General features: G+C 34.0%; 18 protein-coding genes and 1 tRNA gene. 15 read left to right on the plus strand and 4 right to left on the minus strand.

Annotated features, from left to right (window positions below):
• Window positions 1-803: 803 nt before the first annotated feature.
• Window positions 804-1,826: a LacI family DNA-binding transcriptional regulator gene (locus FNW52_RS11190; protein WP_143377562.1), complete on the minus strand. Its 1,023-nt coding sequence runs from the start codon at window positions 1,824-1,826 to the stop codon at window positions 804-806.
• Window positions 1,827-2,070: 244 nt separating this feature from the next.
• Here FNW52_RS11190 and FNW52_RS11195 point away from each other — a divergent pair, with 244 nt between their 5' ends.
• The 4 genes from FNW52_RS11195 (at window position 2,071) to FNW52_RS11210 (ending at window position 10,453) form a co-directional block, all read left to right on the plus strand.
• Window positions 2,071-5,046, plus strand: coding sequence for a SusC/RagA family TonB-linked outer membrane protein (locus tag FNW52_RS11195; RefSeq protein ID WP_143377563.1), 2,976 nt, complete (start codon window positions 2,071-2,073; stop codon window positions 5,044-5,046).
• Window positions 5,047-5,068: 22 nt separating this feature from the next.
• Window positions 5,069-6,673: a RagB/SusD family nutrient uptake outer membrane protein gene (locus FNW52_RS11200; protein WP_143377564.1), complete on the plus strand. Its 1,605-nt coding sequence runs from the start codon at window positions 5,069-5,071 to the stop codon at window positions 6,671-6,673.
• Window positions 6,674-6,694: 21 nt separating this feature from the next.
• The gene (locus FNW52_RS11205) at window positions 6,695-7,462 is read left to right on the plus strand and encodes a SusE domain-containing protein (RefSeq protein ID WP_143377565.1); all 768 of its coding nucleotides are present in this window, start codon (window positions 6,695-6,697) and stop codon (window positions 7,460-7,462) included.
• Between the two features lie 108 nt (window positions 7,463-7,570).
• Window positions 7,571-10,453 (plus strand): alpha-amylase family glycosyl hydrolase, encoded by a 2,883-nt coding sequence (locus FNW52_RS11210; protein ID WP_143377566.1) that lies wholly within the window; start codon window positions 7,571-7,573, stop codon window positions 10,451-10,453.
• Between the two features lie 168 nt (window positions 10,454-10,621).
• On the opposite strand, the gene FNW52_RS11215 is transcribed toward FNW52_RS11210, so the two are convergent.
• Window positions 10,622-10,694 (minus strand) — tRNA-Phe (locus FNW52_RS11215).
• A 99-nt stretch (window positions 10,695-10,793) separates the two neighbouring features.
• Here FNW52_RS11215 and FNW52_RS11220 point away from each other — a divergent pair.
• From FNW52_RS11220 to FNW52_RS11250, 7 genes are all read left to right on the plus strand, one after another.
• A complete protein-coding gene (locus FNW52_RS11220) occupies window positions 10,794-11,528 on the plus strand; it encodes a type III pantothenate kinase (RefSeq protein WP_143377567.1) in 735 nt (244 codons plus the stop codon).
• Window positions 11,521-12,777, plus strand: coding sequence for a hypothetical protein (locus FNW52_RS11225; protein ID WP_143377568.1), 1,257 nt, complete (start codon window positions 11,521-11,523; stop codon window positions 12,775-12,777). The genes FNW52_RS11220 and FNW52_RS11225 overlap by 8 nt, the downstream gene beginning before the upstream one ends.
• Window positions 12,778-12,802: 25 nt before the next feature.
• Window positions 12,803-13,357 (plus strand): LPS export ABC transporter periplasmic protein LptC, encoded by a 555-nt coding sequence (lptC, locus tag FNW52_RS11230; RefSeq protein ID WP_143377569.1) that lies wholly within the window; start codon window positions 12,803-12,805, stop codon window positions 13,355-13,357.
• Window positions 13,358-13,541: 184 nt separating this feature from the next.
• The gene (locus FNW52_RS11235; protein ID WP_143377570.1) at window positions 13,542-13,736 is read left to right on the plus strand and encodes a hypothetical protein; all 195 of its coding nucleotides are present in this window, start codon (window positions 13,542-13,544) and stop codon (window positions 13,734-13,736) included.
• A 3-nt stretch (window positions 13,737-13,739) separates the two neighbouring features.
• Window positions 13,740-14,999 carry a hemolysin family protein gene (locus FNW52_RS11240; RefSeq protein ID WP_143377571.1) on the plus strand — a complete coding sequence of 420 codons (1,260 nt, stop codon included), beginning with the start codon at window positions 13,740-13,742 and terminating at the stop codon, window positions 14,997-14,999.
• Between the two features lie 110 nt (window positions 15,000-15,109).
• Entirely contained in the window at window positions 15,110-17,209 is a 2,100-nt protein-coding gene (locus FNW52_RS11245; protein WP_143377572.1) for a peptidylprolyl isomerase, read from the plus strand.
• Window positions 17,210-17,303: 94 nt separating this feature from the next.
• Entirely contained in the window at window positions 17,304-17,636 is a 333-nt protein-coding gene (locus FNW52_RS11250; protein ID WP_185965964.1) for a hypothetical protein, read from the plus strand.
• On the opposite strand, the gene FNW52_RS11255 is transcribed toward FNW52_RS11250, so the two are convergent.
• Window positions 17,633-18,553 (minus strand): GYDIA family GHMP kinase, encoded by a 921-nt coding sequence (locus FNW52_RS11255; RefSeq protein WP_143377573.1) that lies wholly within the window; start codon window positions 18,551-18,553, stop codon window positions 17,633-17,635. The two genes, FNW52_RS11250 and FNW52_RS11255, sit on opposite strands and share 4 nt — an antisense overlap.
• Before the next feature lie 58 nt (window positions 18,554-18,611).
• Entirely contained in the window at window positions 18,612-19,940 is a 1,329-nt protein-coding gene (locus tag FNW52_RS11260; RefSeq protein ID WP_143377574.1) for a hydroxymethylglutaryl-CoA reductase, degradative, read from the minus strand.
• A gap of 317 nt (window positions 19,941-20,257) precedes the next feature.
• Between FNW52_RS11260 and FNW52_RS11265 the strand changes: the two genes are divergently transcribed.
• From FNW52_RS11265 to FNW52_RS11280, 4 genes are all read left to right on the plus strand, one after another.
• Window positions 20,258-22,429: a S9 family peptidase gene (locus FNW52_RS11265; protein WP_143377575.1), complete on the plus strand. Its 2,172-nt coding sequence runs from the start codon at window positions 20,258-20,260 to the stop codon at window positions 22,427-22,429.
• Window positions 22,430-22,464: 35 nt separating this feature from the next.
• Window positions 22,465-24,159, plus strand: coding sequence for a peptide MFS transporter (locus tag FNW52_RS11270; protein WP_143377576.1), 1,695 nt, complete (start codon window positions 22,465-22,467; stop codon window positions 24,157-24,159).
• A 98-nt stretch (window positions 24,160-24,257) separates the two neighbouring features.
• Window positions 24,258-25,742 carry a peptide MFS transporter gene (locus FNW52_RS11275; RefSeq protein ID WP_143377577.1) on the plus strand — a complete coding sequence of 495 codons (1,485 nt, stop codon included), beginning with the start codon at window positions 24,258-24,260 and terminating at the stop codon, window positions 25,740-25,742.
• Window positions 25,743-25,867: 125 nt separating this feature from the next.
• Window positions 25,868-26,368, plus strand: a complete 501-nt coding sequence (locus FNW52_RS11280; protein WP_143377578.1) for a thioredoxin family protein — start codon at window positions 25,868-25,870, stop codon at window positions 26,366-26,368.
• Window positions 26,369-26,378: the final 10 nt, after the last annotated feature.

Genomic DNA, 26,378 nt, shown 5'->3' on the forward strand with positions numbered 1-26,378 from the left:
TGCCTATCAACTAGTTCCTGATTGTATCAATCGAAATTGATTTTCAAAAAAATAAAGCAACTGTTTTTGAATTAAAACATGCAATTCAGTTTTTAAATTCTAAATCAAGGTCGTTTCCTCAAGAATTTAATCGCCTCGAGTCAAAACAAACCTTAAGGAAACAATATTGAATTCTAAACGCTGTAAAATAAATTTTAATATTGATAGGAAGAATAGCTGAAGGCTTTATTGATTAAGGAAGAAATCCTTTAAACAATAAACAACTAAACAGTATAAAAATCCATTAAATCGCTCTCTTGATTTATGAATTTTCATCTTTTGATTTCATCGTATAGTGTTGAACTTTTACGATTAAATTATCGTTTAAAAAAAACTTATCTTATTTTTCGAAGTAAAAGAAAAGCTGCAAACGTGGAGTAAATGTATAAATTTATTTTTGTATTTAATTCAAAAAAAATAAATAAAAGGCGATTTTTTTAACTACAAGGTTGTAGTAATGAATAAAATATCTTTTTTTGTCCGCAAAATATTTCAGATTTAATAATTTTTAAGTGATTAGTGAGTAGCTGTAAGTGATTAGTTTTGGGCTTTAATTTAGAATCAAAACTAATTACAAAATAGATCTGTCAAGAGTATTTTGCAAAACATTCCTCTTTTTGGAATTGCTAATAATGAGTTGCTAGATTCAATAAAAAAACGGATAGTTTATTCAGCCTATCCGTTTTGATTTATACTTATGTCCGTCCTGAAATAGCGATACACCGCTAATTACTACGGGCTATTCACTATTCACTAAATTAAGGTTAACTAGTAGATTCTCTTTCTATAAGGTAGGTTTCAATTATTTCGGTTACATAAGTTTCTTCCTCGTCATCCTCTTCAGATTCTAGTCGGTCTATAATAATTTGCGCCGCTCGATTCCCCATTTTTATACCACTTTGACTAACCGTTGTGATGGTCGGTGTCGAATATTTCGATATTATTCCGTCTGTAAAAGCAATTACTGCCAAGTCTTTAGGCACATTCAAGCCCATTTTGTTTGCCGTTTTAATACAGGTTACGGCAAAAAGTTCATTTACGGCAAAAACGGCATCAATTGCTTTGTCTTCGAGTAATTTTGCAATTATTATTTCGCAAGTATCGACATCTTCAATCCTAATAATTAATTCGTCATCAAAAGGCAATTCGTTGTCCAGCAAAGCTTTGATGTAGCCGTCCGTTCTCAATTTGCCCACACTTAGATAATCTGCAGTAGTCAACAGGGCTATTTTTTTTCGGCCTTTATCTATTAAACTCTGTACAGCTTCATAGGCGGCGAGTTTGTCATCGATTATCACTTTGTCGCAAATTACCTCATTGGCAACCCTGTCAAACATGACTACCGGCATTCCTTGATTAATGACTTCTATAATATGATGAAAATCGCCCTTAAACTGTGTTTCTTTAGACAAAGACATAATAAAACCATCGATACTACCATTGGCCAAAAGTTCCATGTTTAGTACTTCCTTGTCAAATGAATCGTCAGAGAGGCAAATCACTACGTTGTATCCATTTTCATTGGCTACTTGTTCTATACCATTAATTACAGTAGAAAAAAAATGGTGTACAATTTCGGGAATAATAATGCCAATTGTTTTGGTTCTTCGGTTTTTAAGGCTTAATGCTATGTTGTTGGGTTTGTAATGGTAAAAGTTTGCAAATGCCTGTACTCTTAATCTTGTCTCTTCTCCAATTTCTGGACTGTTCCTCAATGATTTTGAAACGGTTGATATTGAAACGTCTAGTTCTTTTGCAATTTGTTTTAGTGTAATTTTTCTCTTCATAGTGGCATTGCTTGATTCAATATATTCAATTCGTAATAAAGGTAAAATATTTTTTCATTTATAGTAATTTTTCGCATAAAATTAAAAATAAAACACAAACTTTTCAACACTACCACGTTTTCGTAAGTCAGTTTGGAAAGTGTCATGTTTTTGATGTTAATAAATAGTTAGTTTTGATTATTCGAAGTAAAGTAAACTTAAACCAAACTTAACCAAAAACAATTAAATTAAACAAAAACAAAGTATGAAAACAATTTATAGAAAGTTGTTATTTTTAGTACTCCTACTTCCTTTTTGTGCCATAGCACAGAATAAAGTAGACGGAATTGTCCTTGATAATGTATCAGGACAGCCTATCCCGGGAGTAAATGTAAAAATAGAAGGGAGTTCTACAGGAACTTCAACAGGTTTTGATGGAAAATTTCAATTGACCAATGTAAAGCCAACAGATATGCTAAACATATCTTATATGGGATACGTAACCAAAAAAATTACCGTTGGATCTCAAAACGCTATAACGATTAAACTTGAAGAAGACTCAAGCCAATTAAAAGAGGTTGTAGTTCAAGTAGGTTATGGTAGTGTTAAGAAAAAAGATGCTACAGGAGCAGTAACCGTATTGGGAGGAAAAGATTTCAATAAGGGGTTAAATGTCACTTCAGAAAATTTAATTACGGGTAGAGTTGCTGGTGTAAGCATAACCGGAGGAGGTGCCCCTGGAGCAAAATCAGATATTAGAATTCGTGGTGGATCTTCATTGAATGCCTCTAATGAACCATTAATAGTCGTTGATGGATTACCATTGAGTGGGACAAAAAAAGACGATCAATCTAGTGTTCTTTCTACAATAGATCCAAATGATATTGAGACTTTTACAATTCTAAAAGATGCATCTGCATCTGCAATTTATGGATCTAGAGCTGCCAACGGAGTTATTGTAATTACTACTAAAAAAGGTGCAAAAGGCGGTGTGAAAGTGGCGTTTAATTCTCAAACTGGTGTAAGTACAATTGCTAAAAAAATAAATGTGTTAAGTGCCGATGAATTTCGTACACTAGTAAATGCTAATGGATCTGCTGCTCAAAAAGCAAAATTGGGCACAGCAAATACGGATTGGCAAAACGAAATCTTTAGCGATGTAATCACTAGTAATAATAATATATCAATTAGTGGTTCTTTGTTTGACAAATTACCTACTAGACTTTCTGTTGGTAATACGAACACTCCGGGTATTTTGAAAAACACTAGCTTCGAAAGAACAACTACTTCATTGTCTTTGAATCCTGTGCTTTTAGATAATCACTTAAAAATTGACCTTAGCGGAAATTTATCGTTTGTTAAAAATCAATTTCAAGATGAAGGTAGTGTAATTTCAAGTGCTATAGTATTTGATCCTACACAATCTGTGTATCAAGCAGGTTCTCGCTATGGCGGTTATTTTGAATGGTTGGAAGCCAATGGCGATGTCAATCTTCTTGCTTTAAAAAATCCAGTTGCTCGTATCAATCAAAACAACAGAAGATCTACTTCTACAAGAAAATGGGGTAACGCTAGAATTGATTATAAAATGCATTTCTTAGAAGAATTGAGAGCAGTTGCTGAACTAGGAATTGATAGATCTGATAACAATGGTTATGATGAAACCAGTACCAATAGTGTAAGTGGTTATCAACCTAATACATTTTCATCTGGGAAATGGGTAAATCTAGGAAATTCTAGACATTATACAGACTCTCGTCAGAACAAAAACTTAAATGCATATTTAAACTATGCTAAAGAATTTGACAAATTTAAAGTGGATTTAACGGGAGGTTATAACTACCAGTTATTTCAAAGAGTAGGATATTCCACCGGGGAAGTTATACAGCCAAATCCAGCTGAAGATGTAACTACAGATCCAGATATTAATTTACAGTCTTATTTTGGACGTGCAAATGTCGGATATGACAGCAGGTATTTACTTACCTTGAGTTATAGAAGAGACGGTACTTCTCGTTTCTCTGAGGAAAACAGATGGGGTAATTTTGCAAGTGCTGCTTTTGCTTGGAATATAGCCGAAGAATCTTTCTTGAAAGACAATAAAACCATTTCGGCATTAAAATTAAGAGCTGGATACGGTACTACTGGTCAACAAGACATCACTGCTTCTTATGATTATTTAAGAAGAGTTACATTAGGAACTGTAAAATCTAATTATGTTTTCGGGAGTACCGCTTATCAAGTTGCTAAAACGGAAGGATATAATGCAGATATTAAATGGGAAACTGCAACAGAGTTTAACGTAGGATTAGATTTTGGTTTTCTAGATAATAGAATCAATGGAACTATTAATTATTTTAACAAAAAAGCTTCTGATCTTTTGGCAGATATCGCTTATCCTGATGGTGCCAATTTGAGAAACTCTGGTTTTTCTAACATTGGAAGTGTTACAACCGATGGTATTGAATTCAACGTTAATGTTGACGTTCTTAAAAAAGACAATTTAAACTGGAATGTTGGTTTTAATATGGCTTACCTTAATCAAGAGATTACTGATTTGGGAGAAACAGTTCCTGGTTTTCAAGGATACATGACTGGTGACAATATTGCTGGAGGTAGTAATAATAAAATCAAAATCAATTCGGTTGGTTTCAATCCATCTTCTTTTTATGTATATGAGCAATTGTATGACGCTAACAAAAAACCAATACAAGGTGCGTATGTAGATAGAGATGGTGATGGTAAAATTACTGCTAGTGATAAGTACAGATTTCACAAACCAAATGCTGATTATACTTTTGGATTGTTTAGTACTTTCAATTACAAAAAATTCGATTTTGCTATGAGCTGGAGAGCTAGTTTAGGGAATTTTGTTTTTGATAATATTAGCTCAGATAAAGGATATTTACAAGCAGCTCTAAGAAGAGATACTGATTTAGCGAACATTACACCTGATTATTACGAAACTGGTTTCACTTTTGAAGATAATGGAACAACACGATACGCATCAGATTATTTTGTAAAAGATGCTTCTTTTATTAAATTAGATAATGTGTCTGTGGGATATACAATGGACAAATCGGTTCTGAAATTGGTGGCCTTACATTTCTCATTAGGGGTACAAAATGCACTTGTTTTTAGTAAATACAATGGTATAGATCCTGAAAGTTTTTCGGGTGTTGACGGATCAGTTTACCCAAGAGCTAGAACATACATGTTTGGTGTAAATGCTAATTTCTAATCATAATTTTAAAAATAGTAAAATGAAAATATCATTTAAAAAAATAGGTTATTTATTCCTAGTGATTTTAGGAATGAATATGGTTTTTACTTCTTGTACAAATGACTTGAATGTAACACCAAAAGACGATGATGAGTTTCTTGCAGAAGAATTTTATAAAAATCCAGATTCATACAAACAAGTTTTAGCAAAATTATATGCTGGATTGTATGTAGGCGGAAATGACGGAGATGATAAAGGAGATATCTCTGGAATTGGTGGGGATTTCAGTAGTTATTTAAGACTTCTTTTTGTGTGCCAGGAATTTACTACTGACGAAGCTGTTATTGCTTGGGCAGATGGTACGTTGCCAACCATGAATACACAGACTTGGGGTCCTGTTAATGAGTTTTTATACGGTACGTATTCAAGATCGTTTTATCAAATAAGTCTTGCCAATGAGTTTTTAAGAGAAACTACAGAGGAAAAACTGACAGCAAGAGGTGTCGATGCTACTTTGAAAACAGAAATAGCAGCTTTTAGAGCAGAAGCACGTTTCTTGAGAGCATTTGATTATGTGCAATTAATGGATCTATTCGGTAATGTACCTATTACTACAGAAGCTGATCCAGTAGGGATTTACAATCCAGTTCAAAAATCGAGAGCCGAAGTTTTTGCTTTTGTCGAAAAAGAATTAAAAGACTTAGACTCTAGTTTAAAAGCTTCAAGAGGAAATGAATATGGTAGAGTAGATAAAACGGCTGCTAAGTTTTTGTTAGCAAAAATTTATCTTAATGCCAAAGTGTACACTGGAACTGCAAAAAACACGGAGTGTATCACAGCTTGTAAAGAGGTAATAGCTTCAGGTTATTCTTTTGCAAATGTTCCTTATTTTAATTTATTCTCTGCTGATAATAATGTAAATGGTGCTCAAAATGAAGTTATTTTTCCAGTTGTAAGTGACGGAAAATTTATTAGAGCTACAGGAGCTGGAATGAGTTTTATCATGCACGCTTCTATAGGGGGATCTATGAATGCAAGTGATAGAGGTATGGATGGTGGATGGCAGGGAATCAGAACAAGAAAAGAATTTGTTCAATCCTTCCCAGACGAAAACGGAATTGGAGATAAGAGAGGTAGCTTTTATAAAGATGGGCAGTCTATTGATATAAATAACATCGGAAAATTTACTGATGGCTACTCGGTTACAAAATTCATCAATAAGAAAGCCGATGGTAGTGCTGCTCAAAGAAACGATATTCCTGACACTGATTTTCCAATGTTTAGAATGGCCGATGTATATTTGATGTATGCTGAAGGAGTACTAAGAGGAGGTGCAGGTGGAGATATTTCTACGGCTGTGAGTTATGTTAATCAATTAAGAACAAGAGCAGCTGCGACGGCAATTACTGCTACAGACTTAACGCTTGATTTTATTCTTGCCGAAAGAGGTAGAGAATTGTTTTGGGAATGTCACCGAAGAACTGATTTAGTTCGTTTTGACAAATTTACAGGTTCTGGAAAATTATGGCAATGGAAAGGTGGCGTTAAAAACGGTACTGGTACAGATTCATACAGAAACCTTATGCCAATTCCTGCAACAGCTATTCAAGCAAACCCAACTTTAAAACAAAATCCTGGATACTAACCAAATTTAAAAATTATAAAAATGAAAAATCTAAATAAAATTTTAATCGCTTTTATAAGCGTACTTGCTATATCTTGCTCAGGTGACGATGTTGAAAACAGACCTGTAATCGTTGCTGGAACTGCTCCAGTATTATTGTCTCCAAAATCAGATTTTATTATTGTTCTTGATAAAACAAAAGAGGCTGATTTAGCCACTTCAGTGGTTTGGGAAAAAGCAACTTATGCGGGAGATGCAACAGTAATAAATTATACTGTCGAAATTGCAAAAGCTGGAACTAGTTTTGCAAAACCTTCAGTTGCTGGGACTTCAACTAGTACTTTCAAAAACTTTACAGTGGCTGAGTTAAATTCAGCTGTTTTAGATGCAGGTTTTAAGCCTTTTGTTGAGAACAGTATTGATATTAGAGTGAAATCTACTATTGGTGGAGTAGGAAGCACACCACAAATTTCGAACTTTTACACTATAAAAGTAACTCCTTATCCAGCTTGGCCTAACTGGGGTATTATTGGTAGTGCAACTGCCGCTACAACAGGTGGTGATGGCTGGGGAAAAGATGCGAATTTAGATTATGATTTAACAACCAAAAAATACTCCATTACAATGGATTTAATCGGTGGTAAAGAATTCAAATTTAGACTTGACGATGCCTGGGCTGTAAATTATGGTGATGATGGTAATAATTTGTCATTAGATGCGGGTGGTGCAAATATTCCAGTTGCAGTATCTGGAAATTATACAATCGTAGTAGATTTCACAGCGAAAACTTACACGATTCAGAAAAATTAGTTTTATTTTTTATTAGTTATAAAGGACTGTCTTAATTGACAGTCCTTTTTTATATCATTTATTTTTTAAGGCTGTAAAGTTAATAGAAAACTTAATAATTTTAATACTATGAAAAAACTTATACTTTTATTATTATTCTTCATATCGTTGGGCAGTGTAGCTCAACAGGTAACCATTTCGCCGCCAGTGTTTAATGTTACAGATCAAATCACTATAACCGTTTCGTTTGCATCCTCAACATGCAACTCGATGGGGGCTTCTCCTATAAAAGTTTATATGCATTCCGGTATTGGGAATGATGCCAATGCATTTGGGTTTGCAGTGGTTGGAAATTGGGGAGCCGACGACGGTGTTGGATTAATGACGAATAATGGAAACGGAACCTGGAGCAAAACCATTACACCCAGTACCTACTTTGGATTGAATGCAACGCAACAATCTACAGCTACCAAGCTTGGAATGGTATTTCGTGATCCTTCTGGGAATAAAACATTGAAACTAGCTCCTCTATGTAATGATTTTATTTTTAATGTAGGTGCTTTTCAAGTAACAATGACTTCACCTGCACAAAACAGCACGACTATTTTAGCGTCGGGAGGAAGTCTTTCTATTGCTGCAACCAATACCAATGGAGTTGCAGATTACCATCTGAAATCGAACGGGTCAGAAATCAATATGAGTATGGGTGCCACTAGTTATTCTTTCAACCACACCAACATTATAGACAATCAAAACTATGAATTGGTAGTGACTCAAGGGGCAACTACGGTAACCAAAAAATTCACTGTAGTTATAAACCCAAACACTATTTCAGCAGCAATGCCTGTTGGAATGACCGATGGAATTAATTACAATACAAGCGATGCTACCAAAGCAACTTTGGTACTAGACGCCCCGCTAAAAGATTTTACTTATGTAGCTGGAAGTTTTAATAACTGGCAGCCTAGTTCTTCTTATGCCATGAAAAAAGACCCTACAAGCGGTAAATTTTGGCTAGAATTAATCGGATTGGTTTCTGGAACAAATTATACCTATCAATATTGGGTAGGAGATGCAACGCCATTAGCAAATTCACCAGCGCTTGTAAAAACTGCCGATCCGTATTCGACACTAGTATTGTCTCCTTATGACGACCCCGGTATTCCTGCTACCACATATCCCAATATACCGGTTTATCCTGCAGGTCAAGAAAGAGAAGTTACCGTTTTGCAAACAGGTCAAACTCCATATCCTTGGAGTACTGCTACAACCAATTTTGTAAAACCTGAAAAAGATAAGTTAGTAGTCTATGAAGTATTGGTTAGGGATTTTGATGCTAATAGAAATTATCAAAACTTAATTGACCGAATAGGTTATTTCAAAAACTTAAAAATAAATGCAATTGAATTAATGCCTGTAATGGAGTTTGAAGGCAATGAAAGCTGGGGTTATAATACCTCCTTTCACATGGCATTGGATAAATTTTACGGGCCTGCTACCAAATTAAAAGAACTGATCGACTTGTGTCATCAAAACGGGATTGCCGTAATTCTTGATGTAGCTTTGAATCATGCTTTTGGTAGAAACCCCATGGTACGCATGTGGATGAATGATCCTGATGGAGATGGATTTGGTTCGCCTACCTCAGAAAATCCATATTTCAATACGGTTGCCAAGCACAGTTATAGCGTAGGGGAAGATTTTAATCATGCTGTGGCTTTAACTAAAAACTATGTAAAAAGAGTTATTAAGCAATGGGTTGAAGAATATAAAATTGATGGATTCCGTTGGGATTTAACCAAAGGTTTTACGCAAAATTGTACTTCAGGAGACGATGCTTGTACCAATGCATATCAAGCTGATAGAGTTGCTGTTTTGAAAGAATATGCCGATTATTCATGGTCTTTAGATCCAACTCATTACACTATTTTCGAACATTTGGGAACCAATAATGAGGAACAGCAATGGGCCAATTATAGAATTACAGAAACGCCTAGTAAAGGAGTGATGATGTGGGGGAAAATGACTGATAATTACAATCAATTATCGATGGGGTATGCCGGAAACATATCAGAAATGACGAGCCAAAGCCGTGGATTTACAACCAATAGATTAATGGGGTACGCCGAAAGTCATGACGAAGAACGTTTGATGTATAAAAATTTACAATTCGGAAATACAACTAATGCGGCTCACAATGTAAAAAATCTAAATGTTGCCTTGTCCAGAATGTCAGCAATAGGAGCTGTTTCGTTATTGGTTCCAGGACCAAAAATGATATGGCATTTTGGAGAACTAGGATGGGAGTCTTCTATTTATACGTGTAATAATGGTGTTATAAACGATAATTCGTCAACTATTGCAGGAGATTGTAAATTAGATACCAAACCGCAGCCGCAATGGGTTCAAAGCTGGCTTAGTAATGATTCCCGAAATAAAATTTATTATGATTGGGCAAGAATGATTGGTCTAAAAACTACCGAAGCCGTTTTTTCGGGTACCGCGACTATGACTAATGTATCCAATTTAACACCAAATATCAAAATCACGAACAGTGCTTTGGCCGATACAGAACTTAAAAATGTTCTTATTATTGCCAATTTTGATGTAACCGCTAAAGATGTGGCAACAGGTTTCCAAAACACAGGATCTTGGTACAATTTAATGAACAACGCACTTTATAATGTGTCAGATGTCAATGCAACCATCAATTTGCAACCAGGGGAGTATAGAATTTACGGAAATAAAGCCAGTATATTAGGAACTACTGATTTTGAAGTTTTAAAGAATATTTATCTTTATCCAAATCCTGCTGCGAATTATTTTACATTAAATACAGATGCATCTAAAGTTCAAATTTTTTCGATTACAGGACAATTAGTCAAATCGTTCAATAAAAATCAAACAATAGATCATCATTACAATATTAGTGATTTAAATAATGGGATGTATCTTGTAAGAGTGTATAATGATGAAAACCAGGTAAAAGTGATGAAGTTTGTTAAACAATAAATAGATCTTATTAAGGATTTTGCATTCAAAAGAATCCTTCAAGAGCCATCAAAATTTATTTTTTGGTGGCTTTTTTGTTCCTCCACAGCTTTTAGGATTGATCCAAAATTTCGGCTTTTTGGAGATATATTCAAAACAAAAAACCCAAACATTGCTGTTTGGGTTTCGTGGTACCTCCAGGGATCGAACCAGGGACACATGGATTTTCAGTCCATTGCTCTACCATCTGAGCTAAGGTACCGTGCTTGTTGCGGGTGCAAATATAAGATGTTTTTTTAATTAAACAATACGTTTTAAAAAAAAAATCTATTTGTATCTTCGTGTTTTTAAATATTAGAATATGACTTTAACCATCGATGTTGGGAATACTAGAATTAAAGGTGCTGTTTTTGAGGAAGATAAAGCCTTAGAATGTTGTGTTTTTTCGAAAGACGAAATTCAAAAAAATATTGTAATTATTTTAAAAAAATATCCAAAAATCACGCATTTGGTGGTTGCCTCAGTCGGAAATGTAGAAAAACAATTGTTTTTAGACTTTGAGAAGGAGCTTCAAGTGTGGTTTGTTTCGCATGATGACGCTTTTCCGTTTGTAAATAGGTATGCTACTCCAAAAACGTTAGGTATTGATAGAATGGTGTTGGCTGCTGGGGCAACATTGCAGTTCCGAGGTCAAAACCGTTTAATTATAGACGCCGGGACTTGTGTTACTTACGATTTTGTAGACCAGAACGATGTGTATCTTGGCGGGGCAATTTCTCCTGGTTTGCGTTTGCGGTACGAGGCCTTGCATCAGTACACCGAAAAACTGCCGTTGCTGTCAGTGTCGGATCCCAATCATTTTATAGGAAAATCTACGGCAGAGTCAATTCATTCAGGAGTAGTAAACGGATTGGTCCATGAGATTAATGGTTTTGTCGATGAATATAGCGCTCAGTATTCAAATTTTATAATAATTTTAACGGGTGGAGACACAGAATTTTTGGCTAAACGATTAAAAAATACCATATTTGCCAATTCAAATTTCCTTTTAGAGAGTTTGAACCAAATTTTTCAATATAAAATCAAAAATGATTAAACAAATTATTGTCACTGCCTGTTTCTTTCTAACGCTTGCTTCTTTTGCTCAAAGCGGATCTGCTTCTCCTTATTCTTATTTTGGTATTGGAGAATCTAGGTTTAAAGGAAATCTCGAAAATCGTTCTATGTCGGGAGTTGCTATTGAGCAAGATAGTATTCACATAAATATATTGAATCCTGCGAGTTTTGCAGCAATTAGGTTGACCACTTTTACAATGGGTGGTGGGTACACTAGTACTAAAATGAAATCGGACAAAGGAGACGCAAAAGCGCAAAGAACAACGCTGGATTATCTGGCAGTTGCCTTGCCATTGGGTAAAATGGGTGTCGGTTTCGGATTGCTTCCGTATTCTTCTGTAGGATATAAGATTGAATCTTTAAGTTCTGATCCTAATGGCAATAATAATAGATTAACAGGATCTGGCGGTTTAAATAAAGCTTTTTTTGCTTTAGGATATACTATTATTCCTAATTTGGTTGTGGGAGCAGATATTCAATATAATTTTGGAAGAATAAAAAATAGTAATTTAGAATTCATTACTGCTATTCCTATTGGTACACAAGAAGAGAATAAAGCTGATTTGAGTGGGTTTAGTACGAATTTTGGGGTAATGTACCAAGGTAAGATTAATAAAAAATTAAATTATTACGGTAGTGCCACGTATATGCCAGGGAGTACTTTGGCTTCTAATAACACCAGAACTATTTCAACGGTACAATATGACGCGAATTTCAATCTAGGGATTGTGGATGTTGTTGACGCAGAATTGATTAGAAAAGACATAAAAATACCAGAAAAGATAACATTTGGAGCTGGTATTGGTCAATCAAGAAAATGGTTGGTAGGAACCCAAATTGTATATCAAAATATTGGTGGATCTGGAAACGGTGTTAATGATTCCAAGAATGTAACTTATGAAAATTACTCTAATTATAGTTTAGGAGGGTATTATATTCCTAATTACAATATGTTCTCTAAATACTATCAAAAAATCACGTACCGTGCAGGTTTGAAGTATGGTAAAACAGGAACAATTATTAATTCAAAATCAATTGACGAGACGGGTATTACACTAGGTTTTGGATTGCCGTCTGTTACTGGAGGATCTTTGTCTAATTTTAATATCGGATTAGAATATGGAAAAAGAGGAACAACCTCAAATGGGTTGATTCAAGAAAATTATGGTAGCATAAGTTTGAGTTTTTCTTTAAACGACAAATGGTTTAGACAGTCAAAATTTAATTAAAAAATAATTGGTTTAAATTTAATACATGACCTTTCATAAAAGATTTTTTTCGGTTCTACTCTCAATAGCTTTGGCTGTTGGTTTGTCTGTGGGGTGCGAAAGCAATTTTAAAGAAGTGCGACAAAATGATTACTCGGAGTTTGTTCCAAGTGGCGATGCTGATAATGTAAATTTAAAATATACAGACTCAGGTATGATTAAATCAATCTTGATTAGTCCAAAAATGTTAGATTATGCCAATGTAGATTTTGCTTTTACAGAATTTCCAAAAGGGATTGATGTAACTCTTTATGACAATAAAGGCAAAAAAACGTTTATTAAGTCGAATTATGCGGTTTCTTATAAAGCAACCAGTATTATAGATTTGCAAGGAAAAGTCAAAATCACATCTGAGGATGGACAAATGCTAGAAACCGAACAATTGTATTTTGACCAAAAAAACCAATGGTTTTATACCGAGAAAAAGTTTAAATTGACGGATGCCAAGGGGAGTTCTACAGGTCAAGGAATTGATTTTAGCAAAGATTTTAAAGTCGTAAACTCTCAAAGAATAGAAGGGGAAATCGAATCCTCTGAATAATATTGTTAGCCCTTAGTCCCGATTGCTATCGGGAGTGAACAGTAATTAGCTATCACTATGGTCAAATTTTTTTTAGTTTCATACGTTTCGCTTAAAGTTTTTAGACTAATTAGAATTCAATCAGATTTTAAGCTAATCACTATAAGCTAATTGCCAATCACTAATATTTAAATAAAACAATAACATGAATTTCTTAAAATACACCTCTTACCTTTACTTGGCTTTTGGAATCTATTTTTTGTATGAAGGATATACAAAATGGAGTTCCGGTACCGAAACTCCATTTTTGAGTTTTGTTATTGCGGGACTTGCTATTTTTATGTTTTTCTTCAGAAGAAAATTTGCCAAGAAATTTGATGACCGAAATAAACAATCCTAGGTAATGGAAGTTAGTATTATAATATTGTGTTTAATACTATGTGCTTTTTTTTCAGGAATGGAGATTGCATTTATATCTTCGAATAAAATTTATCTCGAGTTAGAAAAAAAACAGGATACTTTTCTTTCTAGAACGCTCACAAAACTTACCGAGAAACCCTCGAAATTTATTGCAGCAATGCTTATTGGCAACAATATAGCACTTGTGGTTTACGGTTTTTTTATGGGCGAGTTGCTTATGAATTGGCTGATGCTCTTTAAGTTGCATTTTTCTGATTTCGCAAGTCTTTTAATTCAAACGGTGCTGTCAACATTTATTGTTTTGATAACAGCCGAGTTTTTGCCTAAAGTTTTCTTTCAAATTTATGCCAATTCACTGATTAAGTTTTTTGCAATTCCTGCTTATTTCTTTTATGAAGTGTTTTATTTCATTTCTACTTTTTTAATATGGATTTCAGATTTTGTATTAAAAAGGTTCTTTAAAACCGAAGGAGATCAAGTGCAACTTTATTTTAGTAAAGTGGAGTTAGGGAACTACATTGCAGAACAAATGAGTACTGTAGAAGATCATGAAGAAGTAGATTCCGAAATACAAATATTTAGGAATGCTTTAGATTTTTCGGGTGTTAAGGCCAGAGATGTTATGACTCCAAGAACCGAAATTGCGGCAGTAGATGTAACAGACACTTTAGACAATCTCAAAGAATTGTTTATAGAAACGGGGTACTCCAAAATGGTGATTTATAAAAATTCATTAGACGATATCATTGGGTATGTGCATTCATTCGATTTGTTTAAAAAGCCAGTGAGTATAAAAGAAATAGTAATTCCTGTAGAGTTTATTCCTGAAGCTATTTATGTAAAAGACGCTATGAATTTGTTGACCAAAAAACGAAAAAGTGTCGCAGTAGTCTTAGATGAATACGGAGGAACTTCTGGAATATTGACTATAGAAGATATTGTAGAAGAGCTTTTTGGCGAAATAGAAGACGAGCATGATTTAGACGAAGAATTGATAGAGAAAGAGTTGGATGATGCTACCTTTTTGTTCTCTGCCCGTTTTGATGTTGAATATCTTAACCAAACCTATAAATTGGCTATTCCAGAAAGTGAGTCTTATGGAACACTTGGAGGGTTTATTGTTGATTTTACGAAGGAAATTCCTCAAAAAGGAGATGTAATTACCATCGAGAATTACCATTTTGTCATTGAAGAAGCCACAAATAAGAAGATTGAATTAGTTAAAATGACTATCAAAGACTGATATTATTTTTTTAATTTAAAAAAAAACAAAAAAAAAACAGTAGTTCTATAATTATTAATTAGATAATTGTATTTTCGCAAACAAAATTTTAAAATAAACAATAATAAACAATGGCAGTTTTATCAAAAATCAGACAACATTCGGCTATAATGATTGGAGTTATTGCTCTAGCATTATTTTCATTTATAATACAAGATCTTTTTACGAAAGGAAATTTTGGTAAAAGCTCAAAAGATGTTGGTAGCATCAATGGGAAAGATATCGCATTTGAGGATTTTAGAATAAAAGTAAGCAATGTTGAGAAAAGTGGACAAGGGGTTACTTCGACTGAAGCGTCAAAAAGAGTATGGGATCAAGAAGTGACCGTAGCTTTACTTTCTGCTGAATTTGATAAATTAGGTTTAAGAGTAGGAGAGAAACACATATTAGACATTCTTAAAGCAGATCAAAATATTGGAAAAAACCCAATGTTCTTGAATGCAGCAGGTATGTTCGATGTTGCTAAATTCAAAGAATACTTCAAATCAAATCCAGAACAAGCTCAATATTTAAAAGATAGAGAAAAAGATGCTGAATTGAATGCTAAATTTCAAATCTATAATACTTTAGTTAAATCAGGTATTTATACAACTGAAAGTGAAGGAAAGTTCAATTATGAAATGGCTTCTAATAAAGTAAATTTTGCTTATGTTGCTGGTTTATATTCAACAATAAAAGATAGTGATGTAAAAGTTACTGATGCTGAAATTGTTGATTTCATGAAATTGAGTCCAAAAAAATTCAAGTCAGAAGAAACTCGTAATGTAGAATATGTTTTAATTGAAGATAAAGCTTCGGTTGCAGATGAGAATGAAATCAAATCTAAAATCAACGGATTGTTATCTGGAAGCGTTGTTTACAATCAGGCAACGGGTAAAAACGATACTTTGGCTGGTTTTAGAACAACATCAAACGTGATTGATTTTGTAAATTCAAACTCAGATGTTCCTTATGATTCAACTTATGTTGCCAAAAAAGATTTACCAGCTGTAGATGCAGATCAATTGTTCAACTTAGCTCCTGGAGCGGTTTACGGACCTTATGTTTACGGAAAATACTATTGTATTTCAAAATCATTAGGAAAAAAATCAGGTGTGAATGCAAAAGCAAGTCACATCCTTATCAGCTACGAAGGAACTCAAGTTCCTAATAAGAAAGAAAAAAGAACAAAAGAAGAAGCTAAAGCAAAAGCAGAAGCTATTTTGGCTCAAGTAAATGCAAACCCAGATAGTTTCTTGATGTTGGCTTTTACCAATTCTGACGATTCATCTGCTCAACAAGGTGGAGATTTAGGGTATTTTGGTCCAAACCAAATGGTAAAACCTTTTAACGATTTCGTTTTTAATAATGGAATAGGAAAAGTTGGTTTAGTTGAAACTCCTTTCGGTTTTCATATCATCAAAATCACGGACAAACAAGACGGAATTCGTCTGGCAACTGTAGCTCAAAAAATTGAAGCTTCAGAAGCTACTTCTGATAAAGCATTTACTCAAGCGACTAAATTTGAAATGGATGCTGCTGATAAAGATTTCAATAAATTGGCTAAAGAAATGAAGCTTACGGTAACACCTGGAGTTTCTGTTAAAGGAATGGATGAAAATTTTGGTCCTCTAGGAAATCAAAGAGCTATTGTAAGATGGGCGTTTGAGAAAGATAGTAAAGAAGGTGCAGTAAAAAGATTTGAAGTTGCCAATCTCGGACACGTAATTGCAAAAGTTAAAACAATTGATAATTCTGGTTTAATTCCTGTTGACCAAGCAAGACCGTACGTAGAGTCAATTCTTAAAAACAAGAAAAAAGCCGAATTGCTAAAAGCTAAAATGAACGGAAGCTCATTAGAAGCTATTGCAAAAGCTACAGGTTCAGCAGTGCAACAAGCTACTAATGTTACTTTAGAAAACCCAGTATTAACAGGTGGTGTTGGTCAAGAGCCAAAAGTGGTAGGAAATGCATTTGCATTGGCTGCTAATAAACTATCTGCTCCAATTGAAGGTGTAACTGGAGTTTATGTGGTTAAAAACATAAGTGCAGTAAAAGCTCCAGCTCTGAAAAGCTATGCTGATCAAGTAGCAAGATTAAAAGGGCAAAGCGCATCTGATGTAAACAGAGTATTGCCAGCTTTAAAAGAAGATGCTGATATCAAAGACAACAGAAAAGATTTTAATTACTAAGCAGTAATTATTCAAATATCAAAAACCCGATACTTCTTAAATTGAAAGTATCGGGTTTTTTGTTTGATATGGATTTTGGGTTTAACAGGGGATTTTGGAAATAGAATTTCTTTTGAATTTGATGAAACAAAGTTCTATCTTTGTTATAAATAGTAAATGTTATGGATTTTTATTTAACAAAATTAGAGTTGATAGAGATGCTTTTGAGAACAAAAAAAGAAACAGTATTAAAGAAAATACAAGCAAACTTGAAAGCGACAGAGACGACGTTGTTGCTCTTGATAACGATGTATATGTGATGTTGGATAATAGAAGAGAAAGACATTTGAAAGGAGAAAGTAAATCCTATTCTTGGAAAGAAGTCAAGAAAAACATAGATCAGCATAGGGGTCAATATATAAAAAATAATTTCCTGAAAAGTTTTTAAAAACGACTTAAAATCATTTTACTGTAAGGAATAACCGTTTCATACCCTTTCGAAATAAAATAAGAACTGGGATTGTCTTTTGAAATTACCAATACAAAATCTCCTCCCCAAGCGCCAAGACTTTTAATCGTACCATTGAAATCAGGAAACAAAGATTCTTTAACTGTTTTTGTTTCAAGAATAGAGCTCAGTTCTGTTTCGTGATTTTCTAAGGCTTCTGCAAACGTATTGATGTTGTTCGTCTTCAAAACGATTTCAGTGAGTTGATTTATAACTTCTTTATGCGTTTCTAAATTGTTTTTTTTCTCATTATAAGCTGCAATAGCATTTTTGCTGCTTTGTTTTTGATTGAGATAGACAAAATATAGATTTTCTGTAAAAGTCGGTTTGAAAATTACTTTTTCAACGATAGGCTTTCCATGTTCTAGATGATACACAATAGGACAGTCGTTTTGTGCACAGGCAATATCGTAGCCGCTGCCTCCAAAACTGTTTTTAAGCAGTATAAAAGCGTCTATTTCGAACCATTGGGCTATATTGTTTATTAAGGTAGAAGAAGTTCCCAGCCCCCATTTTTTAGGGAAAGATAAATGAGTAGTGATACTGTAACCTTCTGAGTTTAGTATTAAATTAGGATTTAATAAATAGGCTTCCCTTAAAATGGTAATTAGTGTATTTGCTACCGATTCATTTTCGAAAGTAGTTACTGTAGTTATTGCCAAAAACGGAATTGTTCCTTCAAACCAAATACTTTCATCAGCATCATAACTGGTCCATTTTAATTCTTGATTAGCTCCATTTTCTACAATCAGGTTTTGTCCAAACTTTGTGGGTAACGCCAATGCTTTTGCGCCATCAAGAACTAGATATTCTCCTGTTATTAATAGTTTGCCGTTACTGTAAAATGTTTTTTTCATTTTTTTTGAGGTTAACCCAGTCAGGATTTAAAACCCTGACTGGGTTCGGGGTTCGCTTTTAACTTAAACGGGGTTTTCTTAATTTCTCAATATAATCAACAACGGCACTGTGGGAAACGACGTGGTTTTTGAAATGTTTTTTTATCAAAAGACGTTCCTCATCATTGGCTTCAAACTGGTTTAGGATATTATTCAAGTGCATTTTCATGTGTCCGTCCTGAATTCCTGTTGTGGTCAAGGAGCGTAAAGCAGCAAAGTTTTGAGCCAATCCCGCTACTGCAACAACTTGCATTAACTCTTTGGCTGACGGTTTTTCAAGCATTTCTAATGACAATTTTACCAAAGGATGAAGGGACGTTAATCCGCCAACAGTTCCTAAAGCCAACGGAATCTCCAGCCAGAAACTGAAAATTCCATTTTCTATTTTGGCATGAGATAAACTAGAATAATGTCCGTTTCTAGAGGCATAGGCATGTATTCCTGCTTCTACGGCTCTAAAGTCGTTTCCTGTAGCTAGCACAACAGCATCAATTCCGTTCATGATACCTTTATTGTGGGTTACAGCTCGAAAAGGTTCTACCTCGGCAATTTGAACGGCTTGAACAAATTTTTCGGCAAAATCTAGAGGGTTTAAAATGTGTTTTTCGGCTAATTCTTCGATAGGGCAAGAAACTTCGGCTCGAACAATGCAATTAGGGACATAATTAGAAAGGATGCTCATGACAACCTGTATGTTTTTTTCTTCTTCCGAAAACAGCTCATATTCTTGCGATTCCTCTTTTAAGGTTTTGGCAAATTGCTCTAAACAAGAGTTGATAAAATTGGCTCCCATGCTATCTTTAGTTTCAAAAGTAGCATGAAGTTGATAGTAGTTTGGCAGTAAGTTCGTTTTGTCTTTTAGAATAATATCCAAAATTCCACCACCTCGTTTTTGCATGTTTTTGGTAATGCTTTCTGTAGATTCGAACAATTTTGATTTTAATTGGGCGAAAAACAAATACAATTTAGACTCTTCCCCTTTATATATAAAATGAACCTGTCCTATTTTTTCGGTATTAAGAACCGTGGTTTTAAAACCTCCACGAGTGGACCAAAACTTAGCAGCTTTTGCGGCAGCGGCCACTACCGAACTTTCTTCGATAGCCATTGGGATGGTGCGGTACTTGCCGTTAATCAAAAAATTTGGGGCAACACCTAGTGGGATATAAAAATTGGTTATGGTGTTTTCTATGAACTCATCGTGGAGTTTTTGAATTTTATCATCCGTATTCCAATAGTTTTTAAGCAGTGAGATGGCCTCACTTGGAGTTGAGAAATAGTGATTGGCAATCCAGTTTATTTTTTCTTCTTTGGATAATTTTGAAAATCCAGCAACAGCGTTGTTCATATATGAAATATTAAGCTTAACAAAAGCAAATATACACATTCCGTTTTAGTGTGTTTTTTTTAATTGATTTGTATTTTGAAGTTTCGTTATTCTGTTTTCACGAGCGATTGGAACGTTTAATAGTTCGGAAAGTACTTAATTTGTAGATTATTTACGAAGCTAAATCTGCATAAAATTAAAATCAGTTTTCTTTTTTTATTTTGATAAAGTTATTTAAGTGAATGATAAAATATTATTTCGCAATATTTAACAGTGAGAAAGTGTTATATGTGTAATTTTTTCACTAAAATTGCGCCTTTTATCATTTAATCCATATTATGAATTCTAATAAGCTTACTGCGGTACTTTTGTTTTTGTGTTTTACGGTTTTTGGACAACAAAAAATAACAGTTGATGAAATTTTTACGGGTTCATTTCGTGCCAAAGGAATGGATGAATTATTGTCAATGAAGAAGACCAATCAATACACTGTGTTGAATTCTGACAGGGCAACGAAGAGTATGCAAATCGATCTGTATGACTTTGCAACACTAAAAAAAGTGTCAAACCTAATTGATACTAAAAATTATAAAGAACTAGCAGACGGAATTGATAGTTACACCTTTGACGCTTCCGAAAAGCAGCTATTAATTGCTTGTAATACTAATCAAATCTTCCGTCACTCTTTTACAGCCGATTATTTTTTATATGACATTGCTGGAAAAACATTAACGAAGCTTTTTGATTTTCAGGTGCAAGAACCGACTTTTTCTCCTGATGGAACTAAAATCGCTTATGCTAAAGAAAACAACTTATATGCGTATGATGTTGCTTCGAAAAAATCGACTGCAATTACTACTGACGGGAAAAAGAATGCTATCATTAACGGAATTACAGACTGGGTTTACGAAGAAGAATTTGCCTTTGTCCGGGCTTTTGATTGGAGTAAAGACAGTAAAAAATTAGCGTATATTCGTTTTGATGAAGGCGAAGTTCCAGAATTTTCAATGTCGATTTTTCAAAAAAGTTTATATCCAACAATTGAAACATTCAAATACCCAAAAGCAGGAGAGAAAAATGCAGTAGTTTCATTACATATATATGATGCTCCAAGTAACACTACTAAAAAAGTTGATTTAGGAAACTATAACGATTTTTATATCGCAAGGTTACAATGGACAAACGATAATAATGTGTTGTCGGCACAGGTTTTAAATCGCCACCAAGACAATCTAGATTTGTTATTTATTGATGGAACAACAACTACCACAAAAGTGATCTTGAACGAAAAAGACAAAGCCTATGTTGATGTTACCGATAATTTGACATTCTTACAAGACAACAGCTTTATCTGGACAAGCGAAAAAGACGGTTTCAATCATATTTATGTATATGATAAAACGGGAAAGCTTAAAAATCAAGTTACAAAAGGAAACTGGGAAGTTACTTCATACTACGGTTTCGACGAAAAAACAAAAACTATTTTTTATCAATCTACAGAAAATGGTTCTATCAATCGCGATGTTTACAAAATTGCTCTTGACGGAAAAAACAAAGTACGTTTGTCTAAAAACGTAGGTGGAAATGCGGCAACCTTTAGCCCTAATTTTCAATATTACATTAATACATTCTCAAGCGCTTCTCAGCCGACCATTTATACTTTAAATGAATCAAAAGCAGGGAAAGAAATTCAAGTTATAGAAAATAATCAAGATCTTGCTGCAAAATTGAAAGGATATAATTTGCCTTCTAAAGAGTTTTTTGTTTTGAAAACAGAAAAAGGGAACGAGCTAAATGCATGGATCATGAAGCCAAAGGATTTTGATGCATCCAAAAAATATCCTGTTTTTATGGTTCAATATTCAGGACCAGGTTCACAACAAGTAGTAAATCAATGGGGTAGCTCTAATGAGTATTGGTTTATGATGTTGGCACAACAAGGTTATATTGTTATTGATGTTGACGGTCGTGGAACGGGATTCAAAGGTGCCGATTTCAAAAAGGTAACCCAATTGCAATTAGGGAAATATGAAGTCGAAGACCAAATTGATGCTGCCAAAGTAATAGGGAACTATCCTTATGTAGATAAATCAAGAATAGGAATTTGGGGCTGGTCTTTTGGAGGCTTTATGGCTTCCAACTGTATTTTTCAGGGAGCCGATGTCTTTAAAATGGCAATCGCTGTGGCACCAGTAACCAACTGGCGTTTTTATGATAGCATATACACAGAAAGATACATGCAAACACCACAAGAAAATGCAAGTGGATACGATCAAAATTCCCCAATAAATCATGTGAATAAACTAAAAGGGAAGTTCTTGTTGATTCACGGTTCTGCGGATGATAATGTGCATGTTCAAAACTCTATGCAAATGATGGAAGCATTAATTCAATCAAATAAACAATTTGACTCCCAGATATATCCAGACAAAGATCATGGTATTTATGGAGGGAAAACTAGAATTCAATTGTACAACAAAATGACTAATTTTATCAAAGAGAATTTATAATCCAAATCAAAACCCAAAACCCAAAACCAAAAAAAATGAAAGAAACTCAAGTTAAAACAGCACATCCAAAAGGACTTTGGGTGTTATTTGGAACCGAAATGTGGGAACGTTTCAACTTCTACGGAATGCGAACTTTATTGGTTCTTTTTCTTGTAAATTCTTTAATGATGAAAGAAGAAGATGCTTCTTTAATTTATGGAGGTTTTCTTGGTCTTTGTTATTTGACTCCGATGCTTGGAGGTTTTATTTCGGATCGTTTTTTTGGAAATAGAAATTGCATCATGCTTGGTGGATTAATGATGGCTATTGGGCAATTATTGTTGTTTACCAGTGCTAGTGTTTTTGGCGAAAATGTAGGTTTAGCGACCACGATTATGTATTGTGGATTGGGAGTTATCATTTTTGGAAACGGATTTTTCAAACCAAATATCTCTAGTATGGTGGGTAGCTTGTATCCAAAACAAGAAAAAAGTAAATTGGATACAGCCTTTACAATTTTCTATATGGGAATAAATCTAGGGGCTTTTTTAGGTCAATTTATTTGTCCATTAATTGGGGATGTTAAAAGCTCAGGTGGGGTTAGAGATATTCACGCTTTCAAATGGGGATTTCTTGCCGCTGCAATAGCAATGCTTATCGGAACTTTGGTGTTTTACTTCTTGAAGAACAAATATGTTGTTACTCCGGAAGGTAAGCCACTTGGAGGATTGCCGTCTACAAATGATGCTTCGCATTATGAAGAAGGAGAAGCGCAAAGTGCTGTTTTTTCATCAAAAGCTTTAATACTTTCAGTAGTTGCTTTTATTGGGATGTTTTTATTATTTCATTTTTCTGTAGATGGAGAGAATGTAGTAAAAACAATTATTTATCCTATTATTTATGCTAGTGGTATAACCTTAGCGGGTTTAATTTTATCTGACACCTCTTTAACAAAAGTAGAGAGAGATCGTATTCTAGTAATTTATATTATTTCTTTCTTTATTATCTTCTTCTGGGCCGCTTTTGAACAAGCGGGGTCTTCCTTGACCTTTATTGCAGATTATCAAACAGACAGGACTTTTATGTTTGGTTGGCAAATGCCTGCCTCAATGGTGCAAATATTTAACGGATTATTTGTGGTTGCTTTAGCAGTGCCATTCAGTTTGCTTTGGGACAAGTTAAGAGCTAAGGATAAAGAACCTATTTCTCCAGTAAAATTGGCCTTTGGTTTATTGTTGATAGCTGTAAGTTTCTTCATGATTGCGACTCAAGTAAAAGATCTTGGAACTTCCGGGTTGTTAGCTATCAAATGGTTAATTCTATTGTATTTGTTGAATACTTGTGCAGAGTTGTGTTTGTCTCCAATTGGTTTGTCATTAGTTGGTAAATTATCTCCAAAACGTTTCTCTTCTTTATTATATGGAGTGTTTTTCTTGTCTAATGCATCAGGTTATGCACTGGCGGGAACTTTGGGTTCTATTTTGCCAGCAACAGGAGATAAGTTCAATAAAGCGAAAGAACTAGGAATAGATTTACAAGCTGTTCTAGATAAAAAAGTTGTGCCTACAGCAGAACAATTGCAATTATTGGATAAAAATCAAATTATGGATCATAACCCAATTTTTGGAGGTTTTGAAATCCATAATTTATTCGAATTTTTCATGGTGTTTGTTGTCTTGACAGGTGTCGCTGCAATTGTTTTGTTTGCATTGACTCCATTTTTGAAAAAAATGATGCACGGTGTTCGATAGTTTAATAAAATAAAAATATACTTAAAGCATCATCATTTTGATTCAATCAAAATGATGATGCTTTTTATTTACATACTTATAAAAAAATAAAATTAAAAATGGAACAAAAATTAAGTTTAGAACAAATTCAGAATTTTGAAGGTAAATACCCAAAACAGCTATGGTATTTGTTTATAGTAGAAATGTGGGAACGTTTTTGCTTTTATGGAATGCGGGGTGTTCTAACTTTTTTTATGGTCGATCAACTTTTGTTAAAAGATGAGGCCGCTAATTTGCAATACGGAGCCATTCAGGCTTTTGTTTATGCTTTTACTTTTATTGGAGGTATTTTTGCCGACAAAATTTTAGGTTTTAGAAAATCTCTGTTTTTTGGGGGTATCGTTATGATTTTAGGAAATCTATTGATTGCTTTCTCTCCTCAAACCCTTTTTTATTATGGGATTGCCTTTTCTATAATTGGAACAGGTTTCTTTAAGCCTAATATTTCTTCAATGGTTGGAGAACTTTATCATGCCGATGACCATAGAAGGGATGCGGGATACGGAATGTTTTATGCAGGTATAAATATTGGAGGTCTTTTAGGAGGTGCTTTGTGTATTTATTTGGGTAAATATTATTCGTGGTCTTGGTGTTTTCTTTCTGCCGCGATCGTTATGATTTTGGGCTTAGTTACTTTTTTATTGACTAAAAAACATTTAGGGCCTATTGGGGATTCGCCTTTATTGAATTTGTCTGCTAATAAAAGAAAATTTAGGGAGATTGCTGTTTATGCAGGTTCGTTGTTAAGTATTCCATTTATTTTTATAATGGTTAAGAATACCGATTTTACCGATTATTTTATGTGTACAATTGGGGTGATTGCAGTGCTGTATTTTGCTTTTGAAGTGTATAATTTGGGAGATAATAAATTGCGTAAAAAGTTACTTGCAGCTTTTGTTTTTATCTTTTTCTATTTTGTTTTTAATTCCATTTACGAACAAAGCGGGGGGTCATTATCTCTTTTTGCTAAAGACAATTTGAGTCATAGTCTTTTGTTTTTCAACATTGATCCAAATGTTGTTAACAATAGTTCGAATTCTTTATTTGTTATTATTTTTAGTCCAATTTTAGGGCTGCTTTGGTTGTGGCTTGCCAAAAAGAAATTAGAGCCTAATACAATTGTTAAATTTGGTATTGGTTTCTTATTCCTTGGAGCCTCTTTCTATTTGTTCTACTACACGCGCTTTTTTGCTAATGTCGAAGGAATTACATCATTGAATATTTTTACTTTTGCTTATTTAGTAACCACCATTGGTGAGCTTTGTTTGGGGCCTATTGGAATGTCTATTATCACTAAATTGTCTCCTAAAAGGCTTTTTGGAATGATGATGGGATTGTGGTTTTTGGCTTCAGCTTTTGGTCAATTTGCAGCAGGTAAATTGGGTGCCGAAATGGCTAAGGCAAACACTGGAACAACTTTAGTATCAAAATTGCAATCATATACTGAAGGGTATTACCAATTAGCAATATATTCTCTTATAGCGGGAGCGGTTTTAATTCTAATGGTGCCAATAATGAAAAAATTAATGCACGAAGTAAGATAGCCAACGCATTTTGGTATTATTTTTGTTTAAATTTGTGAAGCAGAAATCGATTAGAGAATAGGAAAAAGAAAGGTTTTTAACTTTTCCAGATTCTATTTTACTTTAAAAAATTAAAAAATAAACAAATGAAGAAAGTATTTTTGATAACATTGTTCTTAATTGGAGGACTTGCGATACAAGCTCAAGAGTTAAAGTGGTACACCAATGTAAAAGAAGCCATCAAAGTTTCGAATAAAAAGAAAAAACCGTTAATGTTATTCTTTACGGGAAGTGATTGGTGTGGGTGGTGTATTCGTTTGCAAAATGAAGTGCTCAAAACACCCGAATTTAACAAATGGGCCCAAGAAAGTGTTATTCTTGTTGAATTGGATTTTCCTAGAAGAACTGCCCAATCAGATGAGATTAAAAAACAAAATGACGAGTTGCAACAAGCTTTTGGAGTACAAGGTTTTCCAACTGTTTATTTTGCAAATGCAACTGTTAACAAAGAGGGGAAAGTTAATTTTGAAGGATTAGGGAGTACCGGTTATGTTGCAGGTGGACCAACAGCTTGGTTAGCCGTGGCGGATCCTTTTGTTAAAAATTCTGCTTTGAAAGGAAAATCCAAAAAATCTAAAAAAGATTAAATTAAATTCG

It is taken from the genome of Flavobacterium sp. ZT3R18 (genome assembly GCF_007097385.1).
Taxonomy (GTDB): Bacteria; Bacteroidota; Bacteroidia; order Flavobacteriales; family Flavobacteriaceae; genus Flavobacterium.

Excerpts from the sequence above, each read along its gene's own strand:
- FNW52_RS11190 (WP_143377562.1), bottom strand. The coding sequence starts at position 1,826 with ATGAAGAGAAAAATTACACTAAAACAAATTGCAAAAGAACTAGACGTT.
- FNW52_RS11195 (WP_143377563.1), top strand. The coding sequence starts at position 2,071 with ATGAAAACAATTTATAGAAAGTTGTTATTTTTAGTACTCCTACTTCCT.
- FNW52_RS11200 (WP_143377564.1), top strand. The coding sequence starts at position 5,069 with ATGAAAATATCATTTAAAAAAATAGGTTATTTATTCCTAGTGATTTTA.
- FNW52_RS11205 (WP_143377565.1), top strand. The coding sequence starts at position 6,695 with ATGAAAAATCTAAATAAAATTTTAATCGCTTTTATAAGCGTACTTGCT.
- FNW52_RS11210 (WP_143377566.1), top strand. The coding sequence starts at position 7,571 with ATGAAAAAACTTATACTTTTATTATTATTCTTCATATCGTTGGGCAGT.
- FNW52_RS11220 (WP_143377567.1), top strand. The coding sequence starts at position 10,794 with ATGACTTTAACCATCGATGTTGGGAATACTAGAATTAAAGGTGCTGTT.
- FNW52_RS11225 (WP_143377568.1), top strand. The coding sequence starts at position 11,521 with ATGATTAAACAAATTATTGTCACTGCCTGTTTCTTTCTAACGCTTGCT.
- lptC (WP_143377569.1), top strand. The coding sequence starts at position 12,803 with ATGACCTTTCATAAAAGATTTTTTTCGGTTCTACTCTCAATAGCTTTG.
- FNW52_RS11235 (WP_143377570.1), top strand. The coding sequence starts at position 13,542 with ATGAATTTCTTAAAATACACCTCTTACCTTTACTTGGCTTTTGGAATC.
- FNW52_RS11240 (WP_143377571.1), top strand. The coding sequence starts at position 13,740 with ATGGAAGTTAGTATTATAATATTGTGTTTAATACTATGTGCTTTTTTT.
- FNW52_RS11245 (WP_143377572.1), top strand. The coding sequence starts at position 15,110 with ATGGCAGTTTTATCAAAAATCAGACAACATTCGGCTATAATGATTGGA.
- FNW52_RS11255 (WP_143377573.1), bottom strand. The coding sequence starts at position 18,553 with ATGAAAAAAACATTTTACAGTAACGGCAAACTATTAATAACAGGAGAA.
- FNW52_RS11260 (WP_143377574.1), bottom strand. The coding sequence starts at position 19,940 with ATGAACAACGCTGTTGCTGGATTTTCAAAATTATCCAAAGAAGAAAAA.
- FNW52_RS11265 (WP_143377575.1), top strand. The coding sequence starts at position 20,258 with ATGAATTCTAATAAGCTTACTGCGGTACTTTTGTTTTTGTGTTTTACG.
- FNW52_RS11270 (WP_143377576.1), top strand. The coding sequence starts at position 22,465 with ATGAAAGAAACTCAAGTTAAAACAGCACATCCAAAAGGACTTTGGGTG.
- FNW52_RS11275 (WP_143377577.1), top strand. The coding sequence starts at position 24,258 with ATGGAACAAAAATTAAGTTTAGAACAAATTCAGAATTTTGAAGGTAAA.
- FNW52_RS11280 (WP_143377578.1), top strand. The coding sequence starts at position 25,868 with ATGAAGAAAGTATTTTTGATAACATTGTTCTTAATTGGAGGACTTGCG.